At 67.8% G+C, this 25,529-nt stretch carries 21 protein-coding genes, 2 tRNA genes and 2 pseudogenes; 10 read left to right on the top strand and 15 right to left on the bottom strand.

Annotation, left to right across the window (positions count from 1 at the left end; translation table 11 throughout):
- Positions 1–182: 182 nt before the first annotated feature.
- Genes ABD301_RS28595 through ABD301_RS28585 form a run of 3 tightly spaced genes read right to left on the bottom strand, consistent with a single transcriptional unit; the run spans position 183 to position 3,185 of the window.
- Positions 183–1,196, bottom strand: coding sequence for a vWA domain-containing protein (locus ABD301_RS28595; RefSeq protein ID WP_344313452.1), 1,014 nt, complete (start codon positions 1,194–1,196; stop codon positions 183–185).
- Positions 1,193–2,041 (bottom strand): AAA family ATPase, encoded by an 849-nt coding sequence (locus tag ABD301_RS28590; protein WP_425551995.1) that lies wholly within the window; start codon positions 2,039–2,041, stop codon positions 1,193–1,195. Before ABD301_RS28590 ends, ABD301_RS28595 begins: the two co-directional genes overlap by 4 nt.
- Before the next feature lie 25 nt (positions 2,042–2,066).
- Positions 2,067–3,185 (bottom strand): NDMA-dependent alcohol dehydrogenase, encoded by a 1,119-nt coding sequence (locus ABD301_RS28585; protein ID WP_344313449.1) that lies wholly within the window; start codon positions 3,183–3,185, stop codon positions 2,067–2,069.
- 328 nt (positions 3,186–3,513) lie between these two features.
- On the opposite strand from ABD301_RS28585, the gene ABD301_RS28580 reads away from it, so the two are divergent.
- The 3 genes from ABD301_RS28580 to ABD301_RS28570 all read left to right on the top strand — a co-directional run bounded on the left by ABD301_RS28580 (position 3,514) and on the right by ABD301_RS28570 (position 6,166).
- A complete protein-coding gene (locus ABD301_RS28580) occupies positions 3,514–5,250 on the top strand; it encodes a serine/threonine protein kinase (RefSeq protein ID WP_344313448.1) in 1,737 nt (578 codons plus the stop codon).
- Positions 5,251–5,412: 162 nt separating this feature from the next.
- A complete protein-coding gene (gene ctaJ / locus ABD301_RS28575; protein WP_163573690.1) occupies positions 5,413–5,703 on the top strand; it encodes an aa3-type cytochrome oxidase subunit CtaJ in 291 nt (96 codons plus the stop codon).
- A gap of 43 nt (positions 5,704–5,746) precedes the next feature.
- Positions 5,747–6,166, top strand: coding sequence for a DUF5130 family protein (locus ABD301_RS28570; protein WP_163573693.1), 420 nt, complete (start codon positions 5,747–5,749; stop codon positions 6,164–6,166).
- 113 nt (positions 6,167–6,279) lie between these two features.
- Here ABD301_RS28570 and pepN read toward each other — a convergent pair whose 3' ends face one another.
- A complete protein-coding gene (gene pepN, locus ABD301_RS28565; RefSeq protein WP_344313447.1) occupies positions 6,280–8,844 on the bottom strand; it encodes an aminopeptidase N in 2,565 nt (854 codons plus the stop codon).
- Between the two features lie 176 nt (positions 8,845–9,020).
- On the opposite strand from pepN, the gene ABD301_RS28560 reads away from it, so the two are divergent.
- Positions 9,021–9,686, top strand: coding sequence for a mycothiol-dependent nitroreductase Rv2466c family protein (locus ABD301_RS28560; protein WP_425551992.1), 666 nt, complete (start codon positions 9,021–9,023; stop codon positions 9,684–9,686).
- Between the two features lie 1,380 nt (positions 9,687–11,066).
- Positions 11,067–12,017: pseudogene (locus tag ABD301_RS28555) on the top strand (DUF1015 family protein); the annotation flags it as partial.
- Between the two features lie 92 nt (positions 12,018–12,109).
- Here the strand turns inward: ABD301_RS28555 and ABD301_RS28550 are convergent.
- Entirely contained in the window at positions 12,110–12,988 is an 879-nt protein-coding gene (locus tag ABD301_RS28550; RefSeq protein ID WP_344313446.1) for a phosphatase PAP2 family protein, read from the bottom strand.
- Between the two features lie 216 nt (positions 12,989–13,204).
- Positions 13,205–13,768: a hypothetical protein gene (locus ABD301_RS28545; RefSeq protein WP_344313444.1), complete on the bottom strand. Its 564-nt coding sequence runs from the start codon at positions 13,766–13,768 to the stop codon at positions 13,205–13,207.
- Between the two features lie 31 nt (positions 13,769–13,799).
- Here ABD301_RS28545 and ABD301_RS28540 point away from each other — a divergent pair, with 31 nt between their 5' ends.
- Positions 13,800–14,609: an Fpg/Nei family DNA glycosylase gene (locus ABD301_RS28540; RefSeq protein WP_163571667.1), complete on the top strand. Its 810-nt coding sequence runs from the start codon at positions 13,800–13,802 to the stop codon at positions 14,607–14,609.
- A 7-nt stretch (positions 14,610–14,616) separates the two neighbouring features.
- On the opposite strand, the gene ABD301_RS28535 is transcribed toward ABD301_RS28540, so the two are convergent.
- From ABD301_RS28535 to ABD301_RS28525, 3 genes and pseudogenes are all read right to left on the bottom strand, one after another.
- Positions 14,617–15,870 carry a GNAT family N-acetyltransferase gene (locus tag ABD301_RS28535; protein WP_163571615.1) on the bottom strand — a complete coding sequence of 418 codons (1,254 nt, stop codon included), beginning with the start codon at positions 15,868–15,870 and terminating at the stop codon, positions 14,617–14,619.
- A 40-nt stretch (positions 15,871–15,910) separates the two neighbouring features.
- Positions 15,911–16,267, bottom strand: coding sequence for an ATP-binding protein (locus tag ABD301_RS28530; RefSeq protein WP_344313443.1), 357 nt, complete (start codon positions 16,265–16,267; stop codon positions 15,911–15,913).
- A 140-nt stretch (positions 16,268–16,407) separates the two neighbouring features.
- Positions 16,408–16,931: pseudogene (locus ABD301_RS28525) on the bottom strand (DUF6886 family protein).
- 136 nt (positions 16,932–17,067) lie between these two features.
- On the opposite strand from ABD301_RS28525, the gene ABD301_RS28520 reads away from it, so the two are divergent.
- Complete coding sequence (locus ABD301_RS28520; RefSeq protein WP_163571616.1) at positions 17,068–17,460, top strand: hypothetical protein; 393 nt, start codon at positions 17,068–17,070, stop codon at positions 17,458–17,460.
- A 277-nt stretch (positions 17,461–17,737) separates the two neighbouring features.
- Here ABD301_RS28520 and ABD301_RS28515 read toward each other — a convergent pair.
- Positions 17,738–17,811, bottom strand: a tRNA-Pro gene (locus tag ABD301_RS28515).
- Between the two features lie 98 nt (positions 17,812–17,909).
- On the opposite strand from ABD301_RS28515, the gene ABD301_RS28510 reads away from it, so the two are divergent.
- Positions 17,910–17,983 (top strand) — tRNA-Gly (locus tag ABD301_RS28510).
- Positions 17,984–17,996: 13 nt separating this feature from the next.
- On the top strand, positions 17,997–18,542 hold the full coding sequence (locus tag ABD301_RS28505; protein WP_344313442.1) for a GNAT family N-acetyltransferase: 546 nt from the start codon (positions 17,997–17,999) through the stop codon (positions 18,540–18,542).
- Between the two features lie 36 nt (positions 18,543–18,578).
- Here the strand turns inward: ABD301_RS28505 and ABD301_RS28500 are convergent, their stop codons facing one another.
- From ABD301_RS28500 to ABD301_RS28485, 4 genes are read right to left on the bottom strand one after another with little or no spacing between them, the layout of a single operon-like run.
- Positions 18,579–19,154, bottom strand: coding sequence for a hypothetical protein (locus ABD301_RS28500; RefSeq protein ID WP_344313441.1), 576 nt, complete (start codon positions 19,152–19,154; stop codon positions 18,579–18,581).
- Entirely contained in the window at positions 19,151–19,984 is an 834-nt protein-coding gene (locus tag ABD301_RS28495; protein ID WP_163571618.1) for a carbohydrate ABC transporter permease, read from the bottom strand. Before ABD301_RS28495 ends, ABD301_RS28500 begins: the two co-directional genes overlap by 4 nt.
- Positions 19,984–20,934: a carbohydrate ABC transporter permease gene (locus ABD301_RS28490; protein ID WP_163571619.1), complete on the bottom strand. Its 951-nt coding sequence runs from the start codon at positions 20,932–20,934 to the stop codon at positions 19,984–19,986. Before ABD301_RS28490 ends, ABD301_RS28495 begins: the two co-directional genes overlap by 1 nt.
- Before the next feature lie 2 nt (positions 20,935–20,936).
- Entirely contained in the window at positions 20,937–22,094 is a 1,158-nt protein-coding gene (locus ABD301_RS28485; RefSeq protein WP_344313440.1) for an ABC transporter substrate-binding protein, read from the bottom strand.
- A 643-nt stretch (positions 22,095–22,737) separates the two neighbouring features.
- Here ABD301_RS28485 and ABD301_RS28480 point away from each other — a divergent pair.
- Positions 22,738–24,624: a Calx-beta domain-containing protein gene (locus ABD301_RS28480; RefSeq protein ID WP_344313439.1), complete on the top strand. Its 1,887-nt coding sequence runs from the start codon at positions 22,738–22,740 to the stop codon at positions 24,622–24,624.
- A 51-nt stretch (positions 24,625–24,675) separates the two neighbouring features.
- On the opposite strand, the gene ABD301_RS28475 is transcribed toward ABD301_RS28480, so the two are convergent.
- Positions 24,676–25,446, bottom strand: coding sequence for an SIMPL domain-containing protein (locus ABD301_RS28475; RefSeq protein WP_163571621.1), 771 nt, complete (start codon positions 25,444–25,446; stop codon positions 24,676–24,678).
- Positions 25,447–25,529 lie beyond the last annotated feature (83 nt).

The following is a 25,529-nucleotide window of genomic DNA, read 5'->3' as shown; positions in this document are numbered from 1 at the left end:
CCTGCCGGAGGGGCGACAACATCGGCCTGGCGGCCGATGGCGCCGGACGGGGCTGGGTCCCATCTCGTCACGGTTTTGACCGCATCGCGTCGACGCGGTCGCCGGTCCGAATGGTGATCTCTGGTGGCCCTCGCAGTGGGTATGTCGACGGATCCAGCCGCAACAGACGCGAAAACCAAAGGTCAGGCCAGGACAGCGGACACCGCGGCGGCCGCGTCCAGTGGCGATCCGACGGCCGCATAGCGACCGCCGGACGCCGAGGCAATCGCGCGGCAGGTGGCCTCGCCAGTCTCCTCCTCGCCGGTTGGCGCTTTCAGGCCCAGCACATGGATTCGTACGCCCAGGCCAGCAGCCGAGGCGGCGACCGGCAGCGGGTCGTCACCTTCGGTGCGTACGCCGTCGGTCAGCAGCAGCACGTCCCGGCGAGCCGCGCGGGCCAGCCGGGCCTGGTCGAGGGTGGTCCGCAAGGCCAGCGCGAGATCGGTCGTGCCGCCACCGCGCAGGTCCGCCAGCCGATCCACCAGTTGGGCGACGGTGCCAGCGGCGGCTGGCCCGAGCGGGCGCAGCAGGACCGTACGGGACCAGAAGGCCAGCACCGCGAGTTCGGCGTCCACGATCCGGTGGCAGAGGGCGCCGGCGGTGAGTACGGCGGTCGCGAGGCGCGGTCCGGCCACCGAGCCGGACGAGTCGACGACCAGCAGATACGCCGACTCGCTCCGGCGCCACCCGCGAAAAACCAGGTCATCCAGATGCGGCCGGTGCAGGCCCGTGAGGCGGTTCAGGGTGGCGTCCAGGTCGAGGTCCGCGCCGGCGTACGGGTCGGTGACCAGCGCCAGTGCAGGCCGGCCGAGCCCGCGCTCGGCTTCGGTGCCCCGCGGCCGTACGGCCAGCAGGGTGGCCAGCCGGCGGGCTCGTTCGCGCAGGCCGGCGTCGGCGGCCCGGGTCAGGTCGGCGAGCAGCCCGAGGCCGGCTTCCGGATCGGTGTGGACGAGATCGCTGAGCGCCTGCTCGTCGAGCATGCCGGCCTCGGGGGAGACCGCCGGCAGGTCCGGATGCCGATAGGTCAGTTCGGAGCGCGCACTCGTACGCGACGCCTGGTCGCGCAGCAGCTTCTGGACCTCGCCCGGGTCAGTGACGGCTCGCTTGCCGCCCGACGGAAGCGGCTGCCCGGCGGCCGCGGGGTCGCCGGGCGTCACGCTTTTCCCGACCGGCCGGCCTCCTCCCAGATCTCGGTGACGATGTCCTCGGCCGTACGCCCGCCGCCGTCCGCGATGGTGATCCGTCCGGTCAGCGCGGCCAGCGCCGAGTCCAACGCGGTGTGTTCGCCGGGCGCCGACTCGCTGCGGATCTCGGCCAGCTGCCCGGCCACCAGCACGGTGTCGATCGCGCCGCGGACGGACGCCGGGACGCGGATTTCCGGATGCGTACGTGTCGCCCTGACCGCCCGCACGGCCCGTTTCGCGAGCGCGGAGCGATCGCCGGTCTCCGCGATCACGATCGCGATTTCCGTTAGCTCGTCCTGATAGCCCATCGCGACGCGACACGATCGGTCGTAGAGCGCCGGCGTGATCCGGGTCGTGCCGATGGCGTCGTACGGGTTCATTGCCGCGATCAAACGGAAAGTTGACTCGGCGGGCACCGTACCCACTCGTGGCAAGTGAATTTGTCGCTCGGAAAGCGCGCCCAGCAGCACGTTGAGCGTTTCTTCTGGAATGCGGTTGAGTTCCTCGACATAAAGCAGCGCACCGTCGGTCATCGCACGAAGCAGCGGACCCGGCACGAAGTTGCCGGAATGGTAGTCCTCGCTCAGCACCCGCGACGGGTCGTGATGGCCAGCCAGCCGCGCGGGTGTCAGCTCGGCATTGCCTTCCACCAGCACCAACGGCAGTCCAGCGCCGGCCGCGAGGGCGGTCAGCAGGGTCGTTTTCCCCGTTCCGGGCGGGCCTTCGAGCAGGATGTTGCGACCCGCGCCCAGCGCCGCCGCGACCACTTCGGCCTCGCGACGGCGACCGACAAGGCGGCCACCGGCCGCCGCGACCATCGCGGCGACCGGCAGGCCAGCCCCGTCAGTCGAAGAGAATGACGCCACGGATGTTCTTGCCGTCGTGCATGTCCTTATAGCCCTGCGCGATGTCCTCGAGCCGGTACGTGTTGGTGATCAGCTCGTCCAGCTTCAACTTGCCGGCCTTGTAGAGGGCCAGCATCAGCAGGATGTCCTTCTTCGGGTTGGACGCACCGAAAAGGGCACCTTGCAGGCGTTTCTGGAAAAGCGTCAGCTCGCCCAGCGAGATCGGGATGCCCACCTCGGTGATGTCGCCGAGACCGGTGACCACGCACGTACCGGCCTTGCGGATGGCCGAGAAGGCGCCGGCGATGTGCTCGCCCTTGGTGACGCCCACGGTGACGATCGAGGAGTCGGCGCCCTGGCCGTTGGTCAGCGAGCGGGCGATGTCAGCGCCCTCCTGGATGGTCTCCGCGGTGTGGGTGGCGCCGAGCTCCATCGCCTTCTCCCGCTTGAAGGCGACCGGGTCGACCGCGATGATGTTCGACGCGCCGGCGTGGGCGGCACCCTGGACGGCGTTGATGCCGATGCCGCCGACGCCCATCACGATCACCGTGTCACCGGGGTAGACCTGCGCCGAGTTGACCGCCGAGCCCCAGCCCGTACCGACCCCGCAGCCGGTGAGTACGGCCTTGTCCAGCGGCACGTCGTCGTCGACCTTCACGGCGTTGTCGACCGACACGATGGTGTAGTCCGCGAACGTCCCCAGTCCGCACATCTGGCCCACCGGCTTGCCGTCCATCGAGTTCCGGAAGCTGGTCGGGTCGTCCGGCCGGCCACCGGACAGCAGCCCAGCGCCCAGGTCGCAGAGGTTCTGCATGCCGGACGCGCACCAGCGACAGCGGCCGCAGCTGGGCAGGAACGAGAAGACGATCTTGTCGCCGTCGGCGAAACCGGGCGTGTTCGGGCCGACCCCGGCCACCACGCCGGCGCCCTCGTGGCCGCCGATCATCGGGTAGACACCGGCCGGGATGTCGCCGGTGGCGACGTGGTCGTCGGAGTGGCAGAGGCCCGCCGCGGACATCTTGATGAGCAGTTCGTTCTGTCGAGGCTCCTCCAGCTCAACCTCCCCGACCTCGTACTCGCCGGGAGCTTGCCGGATGAAAGCGGCACGTGTCTTCATCGAACGCCTCCTGCTCACTGGAACTGGGGTCTGATGGCAGGCTAGATCGACCAGCAGGTATGGCGCAGCTCTCAGATGAGATCAGGTGCCTGTCCGTTCGGTCAGGGAACGAAGTGAACTCTGTCTCGGAGTCGGCCCATAGGGGCAACCCCTCCCGGTCGTCGTGCGTCGAACCAGGTAGACGGATGAGACCGCAGGTGGATGCGTCGTACGTCGCAGTCATGACTTGTCGGTCGGGCACTTCGCCGGGGTGCTGGTGGTGGCTACTCTGGTCAGCGGTTGGCATTGGTGCCTTCAAAGAAGGCATCGTTCTCGAGCAAGGAGGCTCATGTCCCAGGCGGCGGGTCACGCACCGGACGTTGTGCTCGACCTGGTCTGTGGTCCGGAAAGCGTGCTGCCGGAGTCCCGGTCGCGGTATCGGCTGATCACCCATCTGGCCACTGGCGGACAGGCCGAGGTCTACCGGGCCGTACGGATGTCCGCGGGCATCGCTTCCAGCCCGGTCACCGTGAAGGTCTTCCGGTCCAGCGAGGGCCGGCCGCTGATCGACCAGCTGCGGTCCTGGGACAAGGGCGACGCGGTGCTGGCGGACCTGAACGTGCGCGGCATCCCGGGCATCTGCCGGCGGATCGAGGGCTTCATGGGCGGCCTGCCGCACGCGCCCGGCACGCTGCCCAGCCGCGGCCTCAACGGCCAGTTGGACGAGGTGCCGTACCAGGTCCTGGACTTCCTGCCGGGCTGGGCGCTGCGGGACATGGCCGGCGGCGCGTACCCGAAGGTCGAGGGTCGCCCGGTGCTGCGCAGCCTCGCCGACGTGCTGCTGGCGCTGCACCACCCGGCGGCTACCGCGAACCCGGTGCTGCACATGGACGTCACCCCGGCGAACGTGGTGATCCTGCCGGACGGCAGCCCGCGACTGATCGACTTCACCGGCGCCCGGTACGACCGGCCGGACTACATCACCTCGGTCGCCTTCACCGCCAAGGCCGGCGGCCCGGAGGCGTTGACCGGCCGGGTCGGTCCGGCGTACGACGTGCACGGCTTTGGCGCGGTGGCGTATTTCCTGGTCACCGGGCAGCTGCCGCGCGAGGTCGCGGAAAGCACGCTGGTCTCCGGGCCGGAGATGCCGCGGGCCCGCTGGTCGATCCTGAAGCCGGTCGCCGAGCTGGACGCGGCGCCGCGGCTGCGGGAGCACCTGCTCGCGCCGCTGATGGACCAGCCCGCCGACCGCCCGCATACGAACGAGCTGCTGGCCTGGGTGGACCGGCTGGCCGAGCTGGCCGCGGCCCACCCGTTGGCCGGCGGCGTCGCGATGTGGAGCGGTGGCCGCCGCTCGGCCCGCGGATCGGCCCGGGTGACCAGCGGCGCCGGTGTTGGTGCCGCCGCGATCGCACCGGTGCCGGCCAGCAACCCGGTGACGCCGTTCGTGGCCGGCGCGGCGACCGTACCGGCCGGTGCGGGTTTCACCAAGGTGCCCACCGCGAAGGCGAGCGCTCACGTCTCTAGCCCACCAGCCGTCGTCGCCGCCGTGCCATCGCAAGGCGGGCCGGGCGGCACCCGCGTGGACCTGGTGGCGCCAGGTGTCCCGCAGGCCCCGGCAGGGCCTCCGGGCGTCCGCGGACCGGCGCGTGGCGCGTCAAAAGTGCCGGCGCCGACTCCGCCGCCACCGGACACCGCGGACCAGCCGGCGATCCAGCGGCCCCCGGAGTCCCGTCGCGCGTACGGGCCGAAACGGGGTCGGTTGCTGTCGATTCTGGGCGCTGTGTTCCTCACCGTGTGCTGCCTGATCTGGGCGGCCTGCGCGGTGTTGAGCAGCCTCTTCGACGGCAAGAGCGTGAACAGCGCGGTGCTCAGCGAACTGCTCGTCGGCGCTGGCCTCGCGCTGGTCGCCGCCCTCGTGCCGTTCTGGCTGTGCCGGCTGATTGGCCGGATGCTGCTGGGCTGGCGGCAGCGCCGCGGTGCGCTGCCGTCGCACCTGATCGCGGCCGGCTTCTCGGTGCTGAGCGGCATCGCCTTCATCTCCGCCACGACCCCGCCGTCGTTGAGCCTGCCGAAGTTTTTCTAGAGCGTCGGCGGCCGGCGTTCTTCTGGGAACGCTGGCGCCGATACGGGACGATCTTGGGAAGGCGAGCCTCGTACGTCACATCGGCCGCATCCTGATCAGGTGGCGCTCACGGGCTTCGGATACGGTGAGTCATACGATTTGTTAGCCAGAAGGACAGGCCTCATGACTCCACTTGAGACCGTCGGGACTTTTGTCGGCATCCCCGCCTCGGTCTTCCTTGTGATCGCGGCGCTGGTGTACGGCACGAGTGCCCGCCGCTCCAAGCGTTACCGGCCCGGCCGGCCGTTCGACTTCGCGCCGGTCTGGTTCCTCGCCGCTGTGCCAGACGCCCCGGCGGCTGCTGGACACGGCCACTCGGCCGGCCAGCTGACCGCCGCTGCGCAGCGCACGGCGTTGCCTGCCGGCAGCGCCACGCCCTCGACCCCGAAGGGCGGCGCAAGTGGCAGCTGGTGACGCGGTGTTGACTGAGGAAGCTGTGGTGCCCAAGGAGGCTGTGGTGCGCGAAGAGGCCCCGGCGGCGCCGGCAAAAGACGGGTACGACGGTTCCGACCCGACTTCGGGGGAGAGCCCTTTCAGCTCCCGGCAGCTGATCCGCATCGACGAGGCGCTGTCCGCCGCCGACCGCGAGTCCGGGCTGGCTTTCAGCGTCTATGTTGGCGATCTCGGTGAGAAGACCCGCGAGCACGCCGAGAAGCTGCACGACAAGCTGCCCGATCCGGACAAGTCCGTGCTGGTGGCGATTTCCCCGGACCAGCGGATGGTGGAGATCGTCACCGGTTCCTCGGTGGTGGACCGGATCCCGGATCGCATCTGCGCGCTGGCCGCGCTGTCGATGACCGCGGCCTTCGCCGGCGGCGACCTCACCGCCGGCATCGTCACTGGCCTGCGGATGCTGGCCGACCACACCAAGGTCTGACCCTCGGCGAACTCGACGTTTTCGTCGCCGACACACCGAAAACGTCACGTTCGCGAAGTAGTGCGTACGAGAAACCGGCGGCCCCCGAAAGTGCGGGCCGCCGGTTTCGCGTCTCAGTCGGACTTGCGGTCGCGCTCGCGGGCGGCGAGGGCGCGGCGAACGCCGTCGCGCTGTTCGGCGAGCAGCCGGCGCAGTGCCGGCGGGTGGTCGGACTGCGCCAGCAACGCGTCCGCGGCGTCCAATGTGGACTGTTCGACCAGCATCCGCGGGAACAGGCCGATCACCATGTTCTGCGCGACCTCGGACGAGCGGCGCTGCCACACGTCCGCGACCGACGCGAAGTAGCGGTCGGCGTACGGGCGGAGCAGCTCCAGCTGGCCGGGGTGCCAGAAGCCGGTGATGGCGGCTTCCATGATCGCGTTCGGCAGGCCGTCCTCGACCACCGCGATGTGCCAGGCCTTCTCCTTGGCCGCCGCGGTGGGAATCGCGGCCCGGGCGGTGGCGGCCTTGCGCTGGCCGGTGGCGGTGGCGTCCCGCGCCAGCTCGGCGGTGATCTCCGGCTCGCCGACAGCGCCGGCCCCGGCCAGGCCCTGCAGCAGATACCAGCGCAGGTCCGGGTCGACCTTCAGGCCCTCGACCGTGACCGTGCCGTCCAGCAGGCCACGTACCTGCGCGACCACCTCCGCACCAGCGGCCCACGCGGTGTCCGCGGCGACCCGTACCCACTGCAGCTGGGCGTCGCTGCCCGGCTCGACCGAGCGGATGGTGGCCAGCGCGGTCTGCGCCAGCGTCTTCCAGCCCTGCTCGCCCCACGCCGGGTCGGTGTACGCGCCGAGCGCCGTACGGATGTTCCGGATGCCGTCCAGGATCAGCGACGACACCGTCTCGGTCGGCATCCCGCCCCACACCATGGTGGCGTAGTCGCGGGCCGGCATCTCGGCGTCCCGGACCATGTCCCACGCGGCCTGCCAGCACAGCGACCTGGCCAGCGGGTCACCGAGCGCGGCGATGTGCTCGACCACGCTGCGAACAGACCGGTCGTCCAGCCGGATCTTGGTGTAGGTGAGGCCGCCATCGTTGACCAGCAACAGATCCGGCTGGCGTTTGCCGACCAGTTGCGGCACCGGCGTGAGTTCGCCGTCGACGTCCAGTTCGACCTGCTCGCGCAGCTCGAAAGTGGTGCCGTCGAAGTCGTACAAACCCAGGGCCAGCCGGTGTGGCCGCAACGTCGGGTGCTCTTTGGGCGCCTCCTGGCGCAGCGACACCGCGCGGTACGAGCCGTCCGGCTCCAGCTCGATCTCCGGCCGGATGATGTTGACCTGGCTGGTCTGCAGCCAGGCGCGCGACCAACTTTCCAGCTCCCGCCCGGAAACCTCGGACAGGACGCCGAGCAGGTCGGCCAGCGTCGCATTCCCGAAGGCGTGCCGCTCGAAGTACGTGCGCATGCCCTGGATGAAGTGTTCGCGGCCGACGTACGCCATCAGCTGGCGCAGAACCGCCGCACCCTTCGCGTACGTGATGCCGTCGAAGTTGACTTCGACGGCCTGTACATCGGGGATGTCGCTGGCGATCGGGTGCGTGGAGGGCAGCTGGTCCTGCCGGTAGCCCCAGGACTTCTCGATGTTCTCAAACGAAGTCCAGGCGACCTCGGCGAACGGCGAGTCGATTTCGGCCTGACACAAGGCGGACGCCAGTTCGGCGAACGACTCGTTCAGCCACAGGTCGTCCCACCAGGTCATGGTGACCAGGTCGCCGAACCACATGTGCGCCATTTCGTGCAACACCGTCGTACAACGCCGCTCGAGGGTGTATTCGACCGGCTTGGACCGGAAGACGTAATCCTCCAGAATGGTCACGCAGCCGGCGTTCTCCATCGCGCCCGCGTTGTATTCCGGGCAGAAGATCTGGTCGTACTTTCCGAACGGGTAACGGAAACCGAACTGCTCGTGATACCAGTCGAAGCCCTTGCGGGTCAGGTCGAACAAGTTGTCCGCGTCCAGGTATTTCACCAGCGACGCGCGGCAGTAGATGCCCAGGTCGATGCCGTCGTGGTGGTCGGTGGCACCGGCGTACGGACCAGCCACGATCGCGGTGATATAGGGCGAGATCCGTTTGGTGGTGCTGAAATGCACGGTCTGGGCGCCGTTCTCGGCCGGCTCGGAACTTTCCGGTGCGGCGTTGGAGAAGACCTTCCAGTGCGCCGGCGCGGTCACGTGGAACGTGAACTCGGCCTTCAGGTCGGGCTGGTCGAAGCAGGTGTAAACGCGCTTCGCGTCCGCGGTCTCGAACTGGCTGTAGAGGTAGACCTCGTCGTCGACCGGGTCCAGGAACCGGTGCAGGCCCTCGCCGGTGTTGGTGTAGAGCCCGTCCGCCTCGACCACCAGCACGTTCTGGGCGGCGAGGCCGGTCAGCGCGATGCCGGTCTGCGGGTCGTACCCGGAGGTGTCGACCGGCTGACCGTTGAGGGTCGCCGAATGGATCCGGTCAGCGATCAGGTCGCAGAAGGTCTCGGCGCCCGGCGTGCTGGCGGTGAACCGTGCTTCGGTGCGGGTGCGGTAAGTCCGCTCCCCGGGCTGGCCGCTGCCGTCGGTCAGATCCAGCCACACCTCGTACGAGTCCACCGCAAGCAGTTCGGCGCGCTCACGGGCCTCGGCGCGGGTGAGGTTGCTTCCTGGCACGGCGTTGCTCTCCTTCAACCTGGGTTTGTTGCTGCTGGGCTACGCAGCGGTCACCGCAATGATGCCAGCCGAACGGGAATATGCCGGTCCAGGGCGGTGCTCATGGTTGAAAACGCATGAGTCCGCGACCGTTCCGGTGGTCGTGGCTGACTGTTTGGCTAGGGGAGGATCCTTCAGTGTCTGCTCAGACCGAAGCGGAAACGGTGACCGCCGAATTCTGGTTTGACCCGCTTTGCCCTTGGGCGTGGATGACTTCGCGCTGGATGTTGGAAGTGGAAAAGGTGCGTCCGGTCAAGACGCGGTTTCACGTGATGAGCCTCTCCGTGCTGAACGAAGGGCGCGATGACCTGCCCGAACAGTACAAAGAAGGGATCGCGAAGGGCTGGGGCCCGGTCCGGGTCGGCATCGCCGTGGAGCAGCGACTCGGCTCCGACGCGTTGCGCTCGTACTACACGGCCATCGGCACCCGTTTCCACCCCGGCGGCCAGAGCGCCTTCAGCGAGGACGCGACCGAGAGCGTCCACGACGTGATCGCCGCCGCCTTGGCCGATGCCGGACTCCCGGCCGATCTGCTCGAGGCGGCTGACAACAAGGACCTCGACGAGGCCGTCCGCAAGTCCCACCACGAAGGCATGGATGCCGTCGGCATGGACGTCGGCACCCCCGTTATCCACGTCCCCGGCCCGGACGGCAGCACGGTCGCCTTCTTCGGCCCCGTCGTCACCCCGGCCCCCAAGGGCGACGCCGCCGCCCGCCTCTGGGATGGCACCCTGCTGGTCGCCAGCACCCCCGGCTTCTACGAAATCAAGCGCACCCGCACGGTCGGCCCGATCTTCGACTAACCCGCCGCCGGCAACCACCCGAGCACCAGTTGTCTGTGACAGGACCGACGCGGCGCAAAACTGTCGTACGTGTGCTGTTTTCTGGCCCCCACCCAGTGACGGGTGGGGGGTGGGTTTGAGGACGCGCGCGCGTGATTTTTTCGTTGAGTGGGTCAAACCTGACGTTCGAGGTCGAAGGTCAAGGTCGAAGGTCAAGGTCGAAGGTCAAGGTCGAAGGTCAAGGTCAAGAGCGGCGGTTGCCTCGGGGGAGGGTGGATCCCGGTTCTTGCGGGTTTTGGTGTGGCGTGGGGCTTGGGTACGGGGTTGCGGTGGTCCGTTCTCCCCGTCGGCGCCCAAGGGCAGCACATTTCCTGGCCCGGCGGCGGAGCTTGGGTGGGTGGTTGCGTTTGGTTCGCCGCCGCCGGGCCAGGAAATGTGCAGGGCTACGCCCGCCGACGGGGAGACCGGACACCTCGCGCTGCTGGTGATCGAGTTGGTTAGTTCTGTGCCCTGTTTTGTCGCGTTTCCCGAGTAGTTTCCCGGGTGTCGCTCGTCGAGTGCGGGACTTTGTGCACCGCTCGACGTCGAGTGCGGGCTTTTGTACCGCACTCGACCCCTCGCCTGTGACAGCTGGGACTGATGGGGTCCCTGTGACTCCTGCGACCCGCTCGTCCCACTCTTTGGGACGATAGTTGTTGATCTTGGTTAGTTGGTCTACTCAAACCGGACATCGGTCTGAAATGTCTGGGTTGGGTAGGCAAACTAACCAAGATCAACAACGGATGTCGCGGAAGGTAGCCGAATCCGGGAAGTGTGGTGGCGCAGAGTAGCGGGGTAGGTGGAGTGCGCCTGGAGGTGAGGGGTGGGGTCGCGTGAGGGTCGGCGAAAGTGGGTGGGGCGCGCGAGGCGTCGATGGAGTGGGGTGAGGGGATGTGCTTTTTCGCGAGTGTGGGCTGCTTGTTCTCCCCGTCGGCGGGCGTAGCCCTGCACATTTCCTGACCCGGCGGCGGCAAACAAAAGCCGGGCACGGCACCCAAGCTCCGCCGCCGGGCCAGGAAATGTGCTGCCCTTGGGCGCCGACGGGGAGAACAAGCAACCCAACCACCCACCTACGCAACGACCAAACCCAAACCAGTTCTTCCTAGAGGCGCCGCCCGCAGGGCAGACCTTGACCCTCGCCCCTAAGGCGCTCGCCTCTGAGCCTCTGAGCCTCTGAGCCTCTGAGGCCCTGAGGCCCTGAGGCCCTGAGCCCCTGAGCCCCTGAGGCCCTGAGGCCCTGAGGCCCTGACTTTCGCCTTTGACCTTGAGGCACCGGCCCTCGCCCAGGAGGTCGTGACTCGCCTGGCTAAAAACCGCTGTGGCCGGCGGACAGAGCGCCGGGCGGGTGGGTAGCCTCGCCGGATGCAGAGCGACAAGGTGGTCACCGCGATTGAGGCGGGCTGGGTCTCCACCGGCGGTACGGGTGCGTCGAACTATGACGAGTTCGCCGCGGACACCGAGATCATCGCGGTCATCGACGCGAATCCGCGGTCGGCGCTGGCGATCGAGATGCCGCACTGTACGCCGGCGGCGGTCAAGGCTGGCCAGGATTTCACCGCGGCGCTGAACGGCGCGGCGGCCACTTTGCGGAAACAGAAACAGGATGGCACGTACGAGCAGGTCGACCAGCTGGTCGCGCCATATCGGATCACCGAGGGCGACCAGGTCACTTATGGACTTTTCGCGGCGGTGGCGACCGACCAGATCTCGACTTCGGCGGACGAGCCGGGCCTGGTCGTACGCAACGAGGACGTGTTCGTGGCCAAGGTGGTCGAGCGGACCGCGCTCACCAAGCGTCTCAAGACGCTGTTGTCGCCGGTTCTCCTGATCCAGACCGCGCACGCGGACGCCCTGAAACAGGCCCTGATCGACGCGATCGCCGGCCCGCCGAAGGTCACGGACACCGACGCGGCCGGTCGTCGGCACGAGGTGTGGGCGCTCGGGCCTGGGGAGGTGGCTGACCGGCTGCTCGCACTGGCTGGCGGCGGCGAGCTGGTGGTGGCGGACGGAAACCACCGCAGCCTGTCGGCGCAGCAGGCCGGCCTCGACCGCTTCCTGGCAGTCATCACCACTTCCGACTCGGTCCGCATCGCGCCGTACGACCGGCTCATCAGGCGCTGGGACGCCGACCTGCCGACGGTGCTCACGAAGCTGACGGAGGCGGGCGCGGGAGTACGGGAGAAGCCAGGTGGTCCGGAGATCCCGGCGACCGGCACAGTGGTGCTCTACGCGGGCGGCAGGACGTACGAGATCGCGTTGCCGGCGCAGCCAGCGGGCGAAGTAGCCCAGAAGGTGGCCCAGAAGGTGGCGCAGCAGCTGGATCACGCGGTGATTGAGCGGGTGCTCTTCGGGCAGGTGTTGGGGATGGCAGCGGACGACAAGCGGATCAGCTATGTCGGCGGGGACTACGGCCCGTCGTGGCTGGCGGCCGAGGTGGACGCCGGCGACGCCGTCGCGGCTGTCCTGGTGGCGCCGGTCTCGGTGGACGACTTCGTGGCGGTCAACCTGTCCCGGGAGAAGATGCCCCGCAAGAGCACGTGGTTCGTCCCGAAAGCGCGCGCTGGGTTGGTGCTGGCGGACGTACGCTGAGCCGCCTCCCGCAGGTGCCGGTTCTCCGGCCGCAGGTGCTCGGGCAGCGGTGAGGGCGCCAGCATCGACAGCGCGATGCCGATCAGCCAGCCGGCCACGATGTCGGTCAGCCAGTGGTAGTTCAGCCCGACCAGCGATCCACCGAACACCACGGCCAGCGAAGCGACCACCAGGAACCGGCGCAGCGGGGTGCTCAGGAAGCTGATCTTGTCGCCCCACAGGCCGAAGATGATCCGCAGCAGCAGGGTCCAGATGATGATCGTGTTCGCGGAGTGGCCCGATGGGTACGAGAGCGCGTTGACGCCGAAGAGGTCCTCGCCGGTGTCCGGGGCAGTGCGCCCGAAAGCGGTCTTCATGACCTCAATGACCACCCAGTTCGCCGCCATCGTGCCGACCACGGTCAGCGCCGGTCGCAGGCTGCGGGCCGCGATGGTGGCGACCGCGAGAACGGCGACGACCAGGCCGACCGCGTAGACGTCCTCGCTGATGAAAGCCAGCGCCACCAGGCCGGTGTGCAGGGACAGTCCGGCGCGGGTGTCGAAGATCTCCGAGACGGTTCCGTCGAAGGTCCGCAGTGACCCCTCGATGAGGATGTCCGCGGTCATGACGACCAGTGCGATGACAGCACCCAGCGCGACGAAGAGGCGCCAATAACGCGCGATGTCCGTCACCCAGCCCGTGCTTTCCCTCGCCATTGAGGGTTCCCCGGCCGCCACGGTGGTCCTCCGCCCCTGTGCTCCGCCCCGTGTGGATCGCCACCACGCATCGATCGCGCCGGTGGACTTTCACCGATCGTCCCGGCTCAGCAGTGCCGCGGGACATCTTGGTCAACGGACAGCGTACCCAATCCGTGCCGGCCTTATTCTGGCCGTCCGGGCAGCGTTGGTGATCTTGACCACGGCTTATCGGTTTCAGGAGCTGTCAGGCGGGGTCCAATGACGGCGTACGACAGCGACGTCACGCTCGGCGGCGGCCACGTCCGCCTCGGTTGGCCGTGAAGCATCCCGAGCCCGCATCGCGATCTGCACCGGCAGCTGGGTGGGGCCGGCACCGACCAGGCCACGCAGGCCACCCATCGCCTCCCGGATCGGTGCCGGGGTGCCGTGCCCGACCGGCCCAGGTGGGCGGGCTCGGCGGACCGGCGGCGGGCGGTTGGCGGTCGGACCGGGAGCCGGCGGCCCGGCCGGCTTGGGATGCGGCTGGGTGGGCACTGGTACGGCCGCGGGCTCGGTCACCGGCTCATCCAGCGCGTCCGCCGTGACGGCCGTGACCGCCGCAACCGTACTGGCCTCACCCGTGCTGGCCTCGGCCGTGCCTGGCTGCGGGTCGTCCACCTGGAGGTCCACAGCGAGGTCGTCCGCCTGGAGGTCCTCCGGCGCGTCACCAGCGGACGCCACTGCCGGGCCACGACCCGGGCGTACCCGCCGGCGCCGCCTGGCCGCATCATGGGAATGCCGTTTCTGCCCCACTGTCACCTCAACCGCTCGCTGGTCCCTGGAGCCAATAGTGCCCGAAGGTCACACGATCCACCGGCTCGCCGCCGAACACCGCCGCCGCTATGGCGGCTCGCCGGTCCAGCTGTCGAGTCCGCAGGGCCGGTTCGCGGCCGGTGCGGCCCGTTGCGATGGCCGGGTGCTGGACCGGACGGAGGCGTACGGCAAGCATCTCTTCCATCGCTACGGCGCCGACTGGATCCACATCCACCTGGGTCTTTACGGGACTTTCGCGCTGACCGAGCTGACCAACGGGGACGGGCCGCCGGAGCCGGTGGGGCAGGTACGCCTGCGGATGGTCGGCGACGGCGCGTATTCCGACCTGCGTGGCCCAGCTGCCTGCACCTTGCTGACCGCCCAGGAGAAAGCCGCGATCACCGACCGGCTCGGGCCCGATCCACTGCGCAGAGACGCCGACCTGTCTCGCGGTTTCCGGAAGCTGGGCCGCAGCCGGGCGCCGATCGCCCAGCTTCTTATGGACCAGAGCGTGCTGGCCGGTGTCGGCAACGTCTACCGCGCCGAGGTGCTCTATCGCGCTGGCATGGACCCGTACCGGCCGGGCCGCGACCTGTCCGAGGACGAGTGGCTGGAGCTATGGACGGACCTGGTCGCCTTGATGAAGGCGGGCGTAAGGACCGGCCGGATCACCACGTTGCGGCCCGAAAACAAGACGCGGATCTCCACTCCGCCGCGGCCCGGCGACGGCCGCTATGTCTACCGCCGTACGGGCGAGCCCTGCCGGGTATGCGGCACGCCCGTACGCACCGCGGAGCTGGCCACCCGCAACCTCTACTGGTGCCCCACCTGCCAACCCGCGGTCTGACAGGGCGTTAGAAGCCGTCGTTGCAGAACGGCGGGCGCGGCTCCAGGAAGGCGATGGCGGCCTCCCGGAGGGCGCCGGCGCGGAGTTCGGTGACCCGGCCGGCGGCCGCCAGGGTCGCCAGCGAGGTCCCGCCCAGATAGGCGGCGCCCAGCTCGGTGACGGACAGGGCCAGGTCCGCGGGCGCCTGCGTACGCTCGCAGGTCGCCGGCTTGCCCGGCTCCGCGCGCAGCCGCCACCGGTCGGCGTTCCAGCCGCACAGGGTGTCCGTCACGTCCAGCACCACGTCGACAGCGGCAGAGTACGTACGGGCGGCCAGCGCTCGATCGACGTCGACCAGCCGGACCCAGATCGAGTCGCTGGTCCGGTCGGCGATCCGCCGGGACTCCACCACCGCGTGCCGGATCGGCAGGTCCAGCGGCGCGTTGTACCACTCGACGCGGCGCAGCAGGTCCAGCGAGGTGATGAACTCCCAGATCGCCAGCTCGGCCGCACCGGACGTGCCGATCAGCTCCTTGACCTGCAGCAACGAGTCAGGGCCTACCTGGGTGTCGCTCTCCTTGACCCGATAGAGCGCGTACGCTTCCGGGCGCCCGTCCACGGAGTAGACAGCGGCGCGTACGGGGGTGAAGCCGTTGCGGTCGTATTCCGGGTCGTGGATCTTGCGCTGCCACCAGGGGTCGGTTCGGTCCAGGAAGCCGGTCCGGGACGGCCGGGCCTGCTCGTACACCGAGACCAGGTCGGGCAGCGCGGCTTTCGGGCTGAGCTGGCGAACCTGGCCACCGGTCGGGCGCAGGTCCGGGCGGATCGGGATGTCCCGCAGCTGCGCCTCGACGAAGCCTCGGCGGATCGCCATGCCGTAGCCAAACCGGCCGTAGATCGCCGTCTCCGATGCCCACAGCGCGGCCACTGGTTCTCCGTCAGCCGCGTTGTGCAGCCCGTGCAGCTGATGCTTCATCATCCGGGTCAGCAGGCCGCGTCGGCGATGCGTCGGTGCGACCCCGACCCAGGTCACCGCGGCCGTCGGGACCACGGCGCCCGGCACCGTCATCCGCCGGGTGTAGATCCCGGCCGTACCAACGATTTCGTCGCCGTCGGCCAACAGCGTGGTGCGTTCCAGGTCCAGCAGTGTGCGTTCTTCTTCGACGTCTTCTTCATGCAAGGCCTCGAAAAACATGCTGTTGATGAACTCAACCGCGGTCCGGAACTCGTCTTCCTGGAACGGCCGCAACACGATGCCGTCGGTCTGCTCAGTGTTCGTCACATCTCGTGTGTAACGGAACCCTCAACTTCTGGCCACTGGATTACACGTCTGACAGCTCGAACCAGACCCGTTTGCCGGTGGAGGTCGGTTGGATGCCCCAGCGGTCGGCCACCGCGGCCACGATGGCGAGGCCGCGGCCGGACAGCGCGTCGGCGGCGACGGCCTGCGCGGTGGGCAAGCCGGACCCGTGGTCGGCGACCTCGACGCGCAGGACGGCGTGGTGGGCTGTCCGGTCGACCGATAGCTGGATGGGGCCGTCGCCATGCACAATGGCGTTTGTGACAAGCTCGCTGACCAGAAGGGCGGCGGCCTCGACTCGGCGATGGTCGTCCCACTCGGACAGCACTTCGGCGACGAACGTACGCGCCGCGCGGGCGCTTTGCGGGGACGCGGCCAAGTCCACTTCCGCTCGGATGCCGCACCTCCTGGCACTTCGTCGTACCCCGTCGCCCTTGACAGCTTTGTGTCGACCCGCCCGGGGCGCTGGTATTCGGACGGACCGTACCGGTATGAGGGACGCTGCACCAGCGCTATCGATTATGGGCGCCGCGTGGCGTTTCGCAGCCGGATGCCGGAAAATCCACAGCCAGATTCCACCACCAAGTCCCGTAACGGCCAAAGACTGTGCACGACGCGCAGCTCAATGCCCGCTTCCTCGTGGTGTTTGAGCAGGTCAGTGACGGGTTCCAGGACGACTGGCCGGATCGTACGAGCGGCCAGCCAATACCAGGTGGGGTTGTCGTGTGGACGAAACGGCGCCGGCTCGAAGCCGTACCGGTAGAGCACACCGTGCCTTACCCGGTCCAACCAGGACCATTCGATCGCGTGTACGCGGGACGAACCGGCCAGTAATGTCTGGCGGCTGGGCTGGGCGCAGCGGACTCGGGCCAGAACAGCATTCGCGGGCACTCGCGAGGGAACCAGAAATCGCACTGATGGGCGGAATCCACTGCCCATACGTACGGCTCAGCGAGGTCGGCCGTTTTCGCCACGTGGGGCCGGAATTCGGGAATATCTGGTTTGTCGGAGAAATGCCAGAGTAGCTGTTGGTCGGAAACCATGCCATTTGTCTATAGCGTCGGGTCGCTGGTGCGCGACAGCGAAAAGACAGGGATCTGACAGTGGGTGGCGATAGGTTCGTGTTTTGGAGGCACTGACCACCGATCTGTCAAATCCCCCTGTCGCAAGGACTTTGCCATGACCATGCCGCTGGAGACCCTGTGGGGCCGGTTGAACGGCGCCGTCGGCGACCTGTCCCGCATCGATCCGCGTCGCTGGCGCGGATTCGCGCACGTGGAGACCGCGTTCTCGCCGCGCGGCCACCTCAGCATCGGGCGCCGTGAGGTGGCCGGCGAAAAGGACATCGTGTTCTACATCGAGCTGCAGCGCGGCCCGCGCGGCTGGAACCTGAGCGCCGACCTCAGCCGCGGCGACGGCCACGTACTAGCCGAAACCGCCTGGCACCTGCCCGGCACCGGATCCGCCGTGATCGACGGCGACGCGCCGGACGCGGAGCCGATGCTGGCACTGTCCACCGGCGGCGGTTTCGGCGCACCCGGCTCGTTCACCTTCGCCGACGAAGACCTCTGACGCGGCCGGACCCGGCCGCTCCAGCCGATAGAGAAGGCTCCTGCCACCAGCAGGAGCCTTCATCGTTTTGTCCGGTTTGGTGGTGGGATGGGTGAGGCCGTTGGGTGGGTCCACTGCGGAGGCGATCGTCGCCCAGGCCACACGCAACTAGTCAGCCACCACACAGGGGGTCCGGGGGCTTGCCCCCGGCGTGGGGGTCTGGGGGCCGTGCCCCCGGGGCGATAACGGAGGATCCTCGCTCGCGTTTTCCGCGAGCAAGGACCACCCAGATCCGGAGTCGGGGTGGCGGGATTTGAACCCACGGCCCCTCGCTCCCAAAGCGAGTGCGCTACCAAACTGCGCCACACCCCGGTCCGCACCAGTCTAGAGGGCGGAGTTCGCTCGTACGCACGGCGGCCGGTGCGGATGCCGGAATGGCCGGCCAGGTACCATCTCAGAGGTGGTTACGCGCGGGCGTAGCTCAATGGTAGAGCCCTAGCCTTCCAAGCTAGCCATGCGGGTTCGATTCCCGTCGCCCGCTCCAGCCGCGGCATGGTGTGAATTCCCTTGCCGTGCCGGTGCTGATCGCCTACACCAGACGGGTGCACCTCATCGACCTTCCTGACCTGGAGCGCGCGGAGTTGAGCCCCGCTGCCACGTCCGACACCGCCGAGATCCTGGTCCTGCAGCGCTGCTGCTGGATGCAAGAGGCTCTGCTCAACGACACCTTGGACATTCCGGCGTTGCACGAGACGCTCGAAGACGTACGTGACTGGGTGCGCACCTGGTCGGTGTGGACGGTGCGGCTGGAAAGTCGGCTGATCGCCGCGGTCCGGGCACGTACGGTCGGTGACACCTGGGAGATCGGGCGCCTGATGGTCGCTCCGGATCTGGCCGGCCGGGGGCTCGGCCGCTGGCTGCTGACCTACGCGGAGGAGCAGGCACCGGTCTGGGCGACGACTTTCGAGTTGTTCACCGGAAAACGCAGCACCCGCAACATCACCATGTACGAACGCGCCGGCTACCGGATCACCGAAGACGCCGCCGTACCGGCCGGCCACATCCAGGTCGCGGTGCAACTTGTCAAAACGCGCAGGTCCTAGTGTCCTGCGCCCGAGGGACGGCGGTTCCGGCGCCAACTAACGGTCCCTCCGCAGTCTTCGGACCGTTACATGTCCAGCGAACAGGGCGAATGCCACTACCAGCGGGGTGGTCGCGGGCAGCGCCGCGGCGAGGACGACGGCGATGCCGACCACCGCGCTCAGAGCGGCCGTGGCGGCGGCTGAGCCGCGCTGCGGGCGTACGGACGCGCGCAACGCGGCCCACCAGCCCCGGGCCTGCGTACGGCCCACTTGGACGACCGTGAGCGCCGCGACTCCGATCGCGTAGGTGGCGACGAGCACCGTGATGAGGACCAGCGCGGTGCCGCCGGGAACGTGGCCGGCCAGCAGGGCGCGTACGTCCGCGACCAGGATCGCGGTGACGACGGCTGCCCAGGTCTGGGCGCCCAGGCCTGGCAGCAGGGCGCCGACGAACCAGCGGCCGGCCAGCCGAGCCGGTGGCAGGTCGCCGTGCTCGCACCAGTGATGCACCGCCGCCGAGCCGGCCGCGAGGGCCGCCCCGGCGGTCAGCACCGGCAGCGAGAGCGCCAGCACCGCGAAGCCGATGATCGCGAGGTCGGTGCCGGCGCGTACGACCTCCTTCCAGCCGGTCATCCGGTCAACCCGCTCGTATTGATTCCTTCGACCAGGAATCGTTGGAAGGCAAGGAAAAACAGGAAGACCGGCAGCAGTGACAGGGCGGCCATCGCGAACATCGGGCCGATCTGGTTCTGCCCGGATGAGTCCAGAAAGGTCCGCAGCGCCACCGGGATCGTGTAGGTCGTGGGGTCGTTCAGATACACCAGTTGGGTGAAGAAATCGTTCCAGGTCCAGATAAAGGAAAAGATCGCCGTGGTCACCAGTGCCGGCCGGCTGAGCGGCAGGATGACGTGCCGGAAGACGCCGTACGGGCCGCAGCCGTCGATTTTCGCCGCGTCGTCCAGCTCGGCCGGGATGCCACGGATGAACTGCACCATCAGGAAGACGAAAAACGCCTCGGTGGCCAGCAGTTTCGGGATGATCAAAGGCAACGGTGTGTTAATCCAGCCGAAGTTCCGGAACAGCACGTATTGCGGCACGATCAGCACGTGCTGTGGCAGCAGCAGAGTGCCGATCATCACCGCGAACCACACCTTGCGCAGCGGGAACCGCAGCCGGCCCAGTGCGTACGCGGTCACCAGGCAGGAGACCATGTTCGCGACCACCACGGCGGCCGCGATCAGCGTACTGTTCACGAAAAACCGGCCGAAGGTGATGCCGGGCAGGGCGTTCCAGCCGTCGGCGAAGTTCGCCCACGTGAGGTGTTGTGGCCACAGAGAAAGGTTGCTGACCACCTCCTGTGGGGATTTCAGCGCGGTGCCGAGCATCCACAGCAGGGGATAGAGCACCACCGCGAGCAATACCAGCAATGCCAGCAAACCGGCCCACCGCCGGGCGCCGGCCATCAGCGCTCACCGGCGTCGCTGTAGTGCACCCACATCCGGCCGGTGCCGAACAGGACCGCGGTGAGCAGCCCGACGGCGAGTACGAAGACCCAGGCCATCGCCGCCGCGTAGCCCATCTTGAAGTCGCCGAATCCGCGCAGGTAAAGGTAAAGGGTGTAGAGCATGGTGGAGTCGGTCGGGCCGCCGGTGCCGTTGCTGATCACGAAGGCGGCGGTGAAGCCCTGGAAGCCGTGGATGGTTTCCAGGACGAGGTTGAAGAAGATCACCGGGGACAGGATCGGCAGCGTGATGCTGAGCAGCTGGCGGAACCGGCCGGCGCCATCCACCCGCGCCGCCTCGTAAAGCTCGGCCGGGATTTGTTTGAGCCCGGCGAGGAATATCACCATCGGCGCGCCGAACTGCCAGACCGCGAGCAGCACCAGGGTGCCCAGCGCGGTGTTCGGGTCGTTCACCCACGGCTCGCCGGGAATGCCGAAAATCCGCAGCAGGCCGTTGAAAGCACCGTTCCCGCCGAACATCGCCTGCCAGACGATCGCCAGCGCCACGCTGCCGCCCAGCAGTGACGGAAGGTAGAACAGTGCTCTGAACAGCCCAGTGCCGCGGCGTTTTCGGTTCAACAGCAACGCCACCGCGAGAGCGGCGGCCAGTTTCAGCGGCACCGACGTGACCGCGAAGACGATCGTCACCCGGACGGCATGCCAGAACTGTGGGTCGCTGGTGAACATTCGCTGGTAGTTGGCCAGGCCTATCCATTGCGGGCTGCTCAGCAGGTCGAAGTCGGTGAAGCTCAGATAAAGCGAGTAGAGCATCGGAATGGCCGTTATGCCGAGCAAACCCAGCAGCCATGGGGACAGGAAGACATATCCAGCCACGGTTTCCCGGCCGGTTGGTTTCCGGCGAATCGCGGGCCGGCCCGACCCTGATCGGGCTGCCGGGGTGGCGACCGTCATGGTCAGCCGCCGCTCAGTGCGGCCGAGGCCTGCGCGATGAACTGATTCGCCGCCTGGGCCGGGGTCGCCTTGCCGAACTGGACGTTTTCCGCTTCCTGCAACAGGACTTTGCGCACTTGTACGTGTCCTTTGGGCGGCGTTGGCGGAGTCGCGCCGAAGGTGGCGGACAGCTCGGTCTCGTACGTCACCGACGCCTTCATCGCCGGTGTCAGCAGCGGGGTCACCACCTGCCGTACGGTCAGATTGGGCGCCAGCCCGCGCTCGGCGCCGAGGATCTTGCCGGCGTCGGTGTCGTTGACCAGAAAGTTGAGTACGTCCAGGGCCTGCGGCTGGAATTTCGATCCAGTGTAGACCGACCAGTACATCGAGGAGCGCGCCCAAGCGGCGTTCGGCGGGCCGGGATACGGCACCAGGGCGAGGTCGTGGTCGGTGGACTTGCTGGCTTCTTCCAGTTGGTTGGAATACTGGAACGAGGTCGCGCCCTGTTTGGTGGCCAGCAGGGACTTGCTGAGGTCGCCGGCGTTCGCGACGTGCGTGAGGTCGGCCGGCGGAGTGGCGTTTTTCTTCCGTGCAGTGGCCCAGAACTGAAACCATTCGGTGAGATCGGCGGCAGTGTAGCCGACCTTGGCACCGTCGTACGCCTGCTGGCCGCGCTGTCGCAGCCACACCTGCAGGGCCTGGAAAACCGCGCTCGGGTCCTGTGTCCCGAAGATTTTCCCACCGCTCTTGGCGGTCAGCTCGGCACCCCAGGTGACCAGGTCATTCCAGCTGATGCCCGCTTTCAGGTCAGGCATACCGAACTGGTGCGCGATCGTCCGATCCCAGGCCAGCGCCGGGGTGTTTTCCGCGGCCGGCAACGCTGGCAGTTTTCCGTCCACCCGGCCGGCTTGACGCAGGCCGGGGGAGAACTTGTCCATCTTGATCCGGCTGCCGACAAAGGAATCCAGCGCCAGCGTGACGTGCCGGCTGGCGTACTGGGCCAGCCCGTCCTCGTCGATCTGGAAGATGTCCGGCGCGGTGTTTCCGGCCGCCATGGTGGAAAGTTTGTCGTAATAGCCGCTGTACGCCTGCCACTGTCGTTTGAAGGTGACCTTGGGGTTTTCTTCGTGTAGAGATCCAGCACTTTGTTGGTGAGGGTGGCCCGGGCCGCGCCGCCCCACCAGGAGAAGGTCAGGGTGGCGGTCCCGTCACCGGCGCCAGCGTCACAGCCGGCGAGCGCAGCAGGCAACAAGAGGCCGCCGCCGATGGTGGTGGCACCGGCGAGCAGGGATCGGCGGGACAGGCCGGGTTGGTGGGGCGTGGACATGAGCACACTCCTTCGGCTGGCCGGCGCTGTCAACCGGTGTCACGGTCCGGCGGCACTGCCCGGCGCCGGCGTACGGCTGAACCGGATGGGGAGCGGATTTCCTCCGCGATGCGGCAAATCTTCGTCGACGGTGGCTGGCGTCACTTTTGCTTTCATTAGTGCAAGGGATCGCGGGTATGTCAACGTTGGCACCGGTCTCGGCCCAATCCGGCCACCTGTGCGTATGGCTTTGTTCGGGGTGCCGAACAAGGCCGGACTTTAAGACAGTATTGACGCAAGTACGCCAGAACTACGTCAGTAATCCCGGCATTAAGGTGACGCCCCCTGCCTCTTAGGACACTTCGCCGGCGGCCCGGTTGAAGTGATCAAGCGGAGCCGGGATTCTTCAGCGGTCCGTACCGGGGCGGACCGCGGAAATCACACCCGGATTCCATTTCCACGCACTGGGGAGGCGTGAAGTGTCAAGATTCTTCACTGGAAAATTAGGCTTGCGAGCGGTGGTCGCAACGCTCGCGGCCACCGCACTGATCGGCGCGCTGGGCATTCAGTCCGCGGCCGCGGCCGGCGGGGTGGATCCGGCGAACGTCGATCTCACCCTCGGCCCGGGTCAGAGCGCGGTCGTCAACAAAACCGTCCACACCGCACCCGTACCACCAAAGCCCGACATCGTTTTCCTGGCCGACACCACCGGAAGTATGGGCCCAGCGATCGCGAACGTACGGAGCAACGCGACCATGGTCATGCAGACCGTGGCCGGTCAGTCCAATCTGGACGCCGAGTTCGGGGCCGCTCAGTACCAGGATTTCGACAGTGATCCCAGCGATGTTCCGTTCCAGGTGGACCAGGACATCACCAGCGATCAGACCGCGGTGCAGACCGGTATCGGCCACTGGAATGTCGGCGACGGGGTGGACACCCCTGAGGCGTGGGTGAATGCCCTTTACCAGCTGGCGACCGGCGCTGTGCACTACCGGGACGGTGGCACCCGGATCATCGCACTGTTCGGTGATTCGTCGTCGCATGATCCCAGCGGTGGACACACCTTGGACGAAGCGATCGCCGTGCTCAAAGCGAATCCGGGGATCCGGGTGGTGCTGGTCGGCGTCCACACCGACAGCGGTGATGGGCTCGACTCCGCCGGGCAGGCGAGCCGGGTGGCCAACGAGACCGGTGGCGTTTTCCTGGACAACGTGGGATCCGACCAGGTGGCCCAAAAGATTCTCGAGGGCATCCAGAAGATCAAGGTGACGGTGGCGCCGAAGGTCGCGCCCTGCGATGCGAACCTGGCGTTGTCGTTCGACCATCCCAACCAGGTGGTGGAAAGCGGCGGTGACGCCACTTTCGCGGAAACCGTGAAGGTGGCCGCGAACGCACCGGCCGGCACGTACCACTGCACGGTGGACTGGCAGGTCAACGGGATGTCCCAGGGATTCCTGGAACAGATCACCGTGCACGTGCCGGGGCTTTCGATTAACGACGTGACGGTCACGGAGGGGAATTCCGGTACGACACCGGCGAACTTCACTGTTTCGCTGGCGCCAGCCAGTGACAAACCGGTCACGGTGCATTACGCCACCTCGGATGGAACGGCGACGGCCGGCAGCGACTACCAGGCGACCAACGGTGACCTGACTTTCACGCCAGGACAGACAACCAAGACGGTCACCGTCCCGGTGATCGGCGATCTGGTCGACGAACCGAACGAGACCTTCAACGTGGACCTGTCCGCGGCCAGCGGATCGGCCATTGTGGACGGTCACGGTGTCGGGACCATCATCGACGATGACCGCAACGGTACGTTCTCCTGCCGGAGCAGTGTGATACGGATCGCCAGCACGGAGCCGGTGGTGGCGAACGGTCCGGACGCGCCGTGCCGGGACGACCACCAGACGGTGGCTCGGGTGAATGTGTCGGCCGGCTTGATTTCGGTGCAGGCAAACGGGTTGGACGCGCTGACCGACCAGCAGCCGAACGACCTGACGGGGGCCGGCCCGGCCGCTGGCGACAACGGCTCGGCGAAGGCGACGCTCGCCTCGGTGACCATTGTCGCGGCCGCGCAGACCGTGAAGCTCACCGTCGTCCAGTCCCAGGCCCAGGTCGAATGTGTGGCCGGACCTTCTGGGTTGGCGCCAAAACTGACCAGCTCGTCCAAGGTCACCGGAGTGTCGATCGACGGCGTACCGGTGACTGTCGGTTCCGGTCCGGTGGATATTCCGCTGGTGATCGGTACGTTGCACATCAACAACACCGTGACGACCGGTACGTCGGTCACCCAGCGGGCCGTCTACCTGCACACGTTGCTCACCGACGTGGTGGTGGCCGAGTCGAAGGCGGACTTCCACGGCACGTCGGCGCATCCCGCCGGCAACCCGTGCCAGTCGTAGGTTGATCGGTCGCGGCACCTTCCCAGCCAGCCGGGAAGGTGCCGCGATTGTCTACGCCAGGCCGAAAACGACGTCGACGGTGACCGAGAGCCTGGTGGTGCCGGGGCTGATCGGGACCGGGCTGGGGGCGGAGTCTTTCGAGCCTGCAGCGCTCGGTGTGACGGTGGGCGGCTCGATGGTCTCGCCGATGCGTACGACCGGGCCGAGCGACCGGCCGGCGGCGCTCGCGTACTGCTGGGCTTTGGCCTTGGCGTTGGCGAAAGCAGCGGCCCGGGCGGTGGACAGCAGCGCGGAGTCGTTCTGTACGTCGAAAGAAACGCCGTCGATGGTCATCGCGTTGCCGCCGCTTTTGGAAGCCGCCGAAATGGCCGCGCCGGCATTCTTGAGATCGTGCAAGGTGGCGGCCACCGACTCGGTGGCGTTATAGCCGTCGATCTGCTGGTTTGAGCCGTTGTACTGGTAGTTCGGGTTGAGTGAGACTCCCGACGTTTTGATGTTGTCGCTGGAAACGCCGTTGTTGCCGAGCGCGCCACGGACCCGGTTCATCGCATTGTTCGCCTGCGAAAGAGCGGTCGAGACGTCAGCACCCGTCGTGCGTACGCTCAGATTCACCACCAAGGTGTCGGGCGCGCCGCTGGCCTGTCCCAACCCGGTGACGGTGATGCCGGGAAAAGCCGATTGCGCGGGCGCCGGAGTGTCCGCCAGCGCCGGTTCGGAGCGGCCGCTGATCAGCAGGCCCAGCACGAAAGCGAGCACGACCGCGACGACGAAAGCGAGGACCACGGCGACGGTGCGCCGGTGAAAGGTGATGGTGAGCGGCATGACGATTTCTCCTGTACGCCGGAACGGTTGCCGCTTCGACGCGGAAGCCGGTGCTTCGGTTCCAGCTATAACGTGCTTGCTCG

This window comes from Fodinicola feengrottensis, assembly GCF_039530045.1.
Taxonomy (GTDB): Bacteria; Actinomycetota; Actinomycetes; order Mycobacteriales; family HKI-0501; genus Fodinicola; species Fodinicola feengrottensis.
The sequence above is the reverse complement of the archived record's forward strand: the minus strand, read 5'-3'. Positions and strand labels throughout refer to the sequence as shown.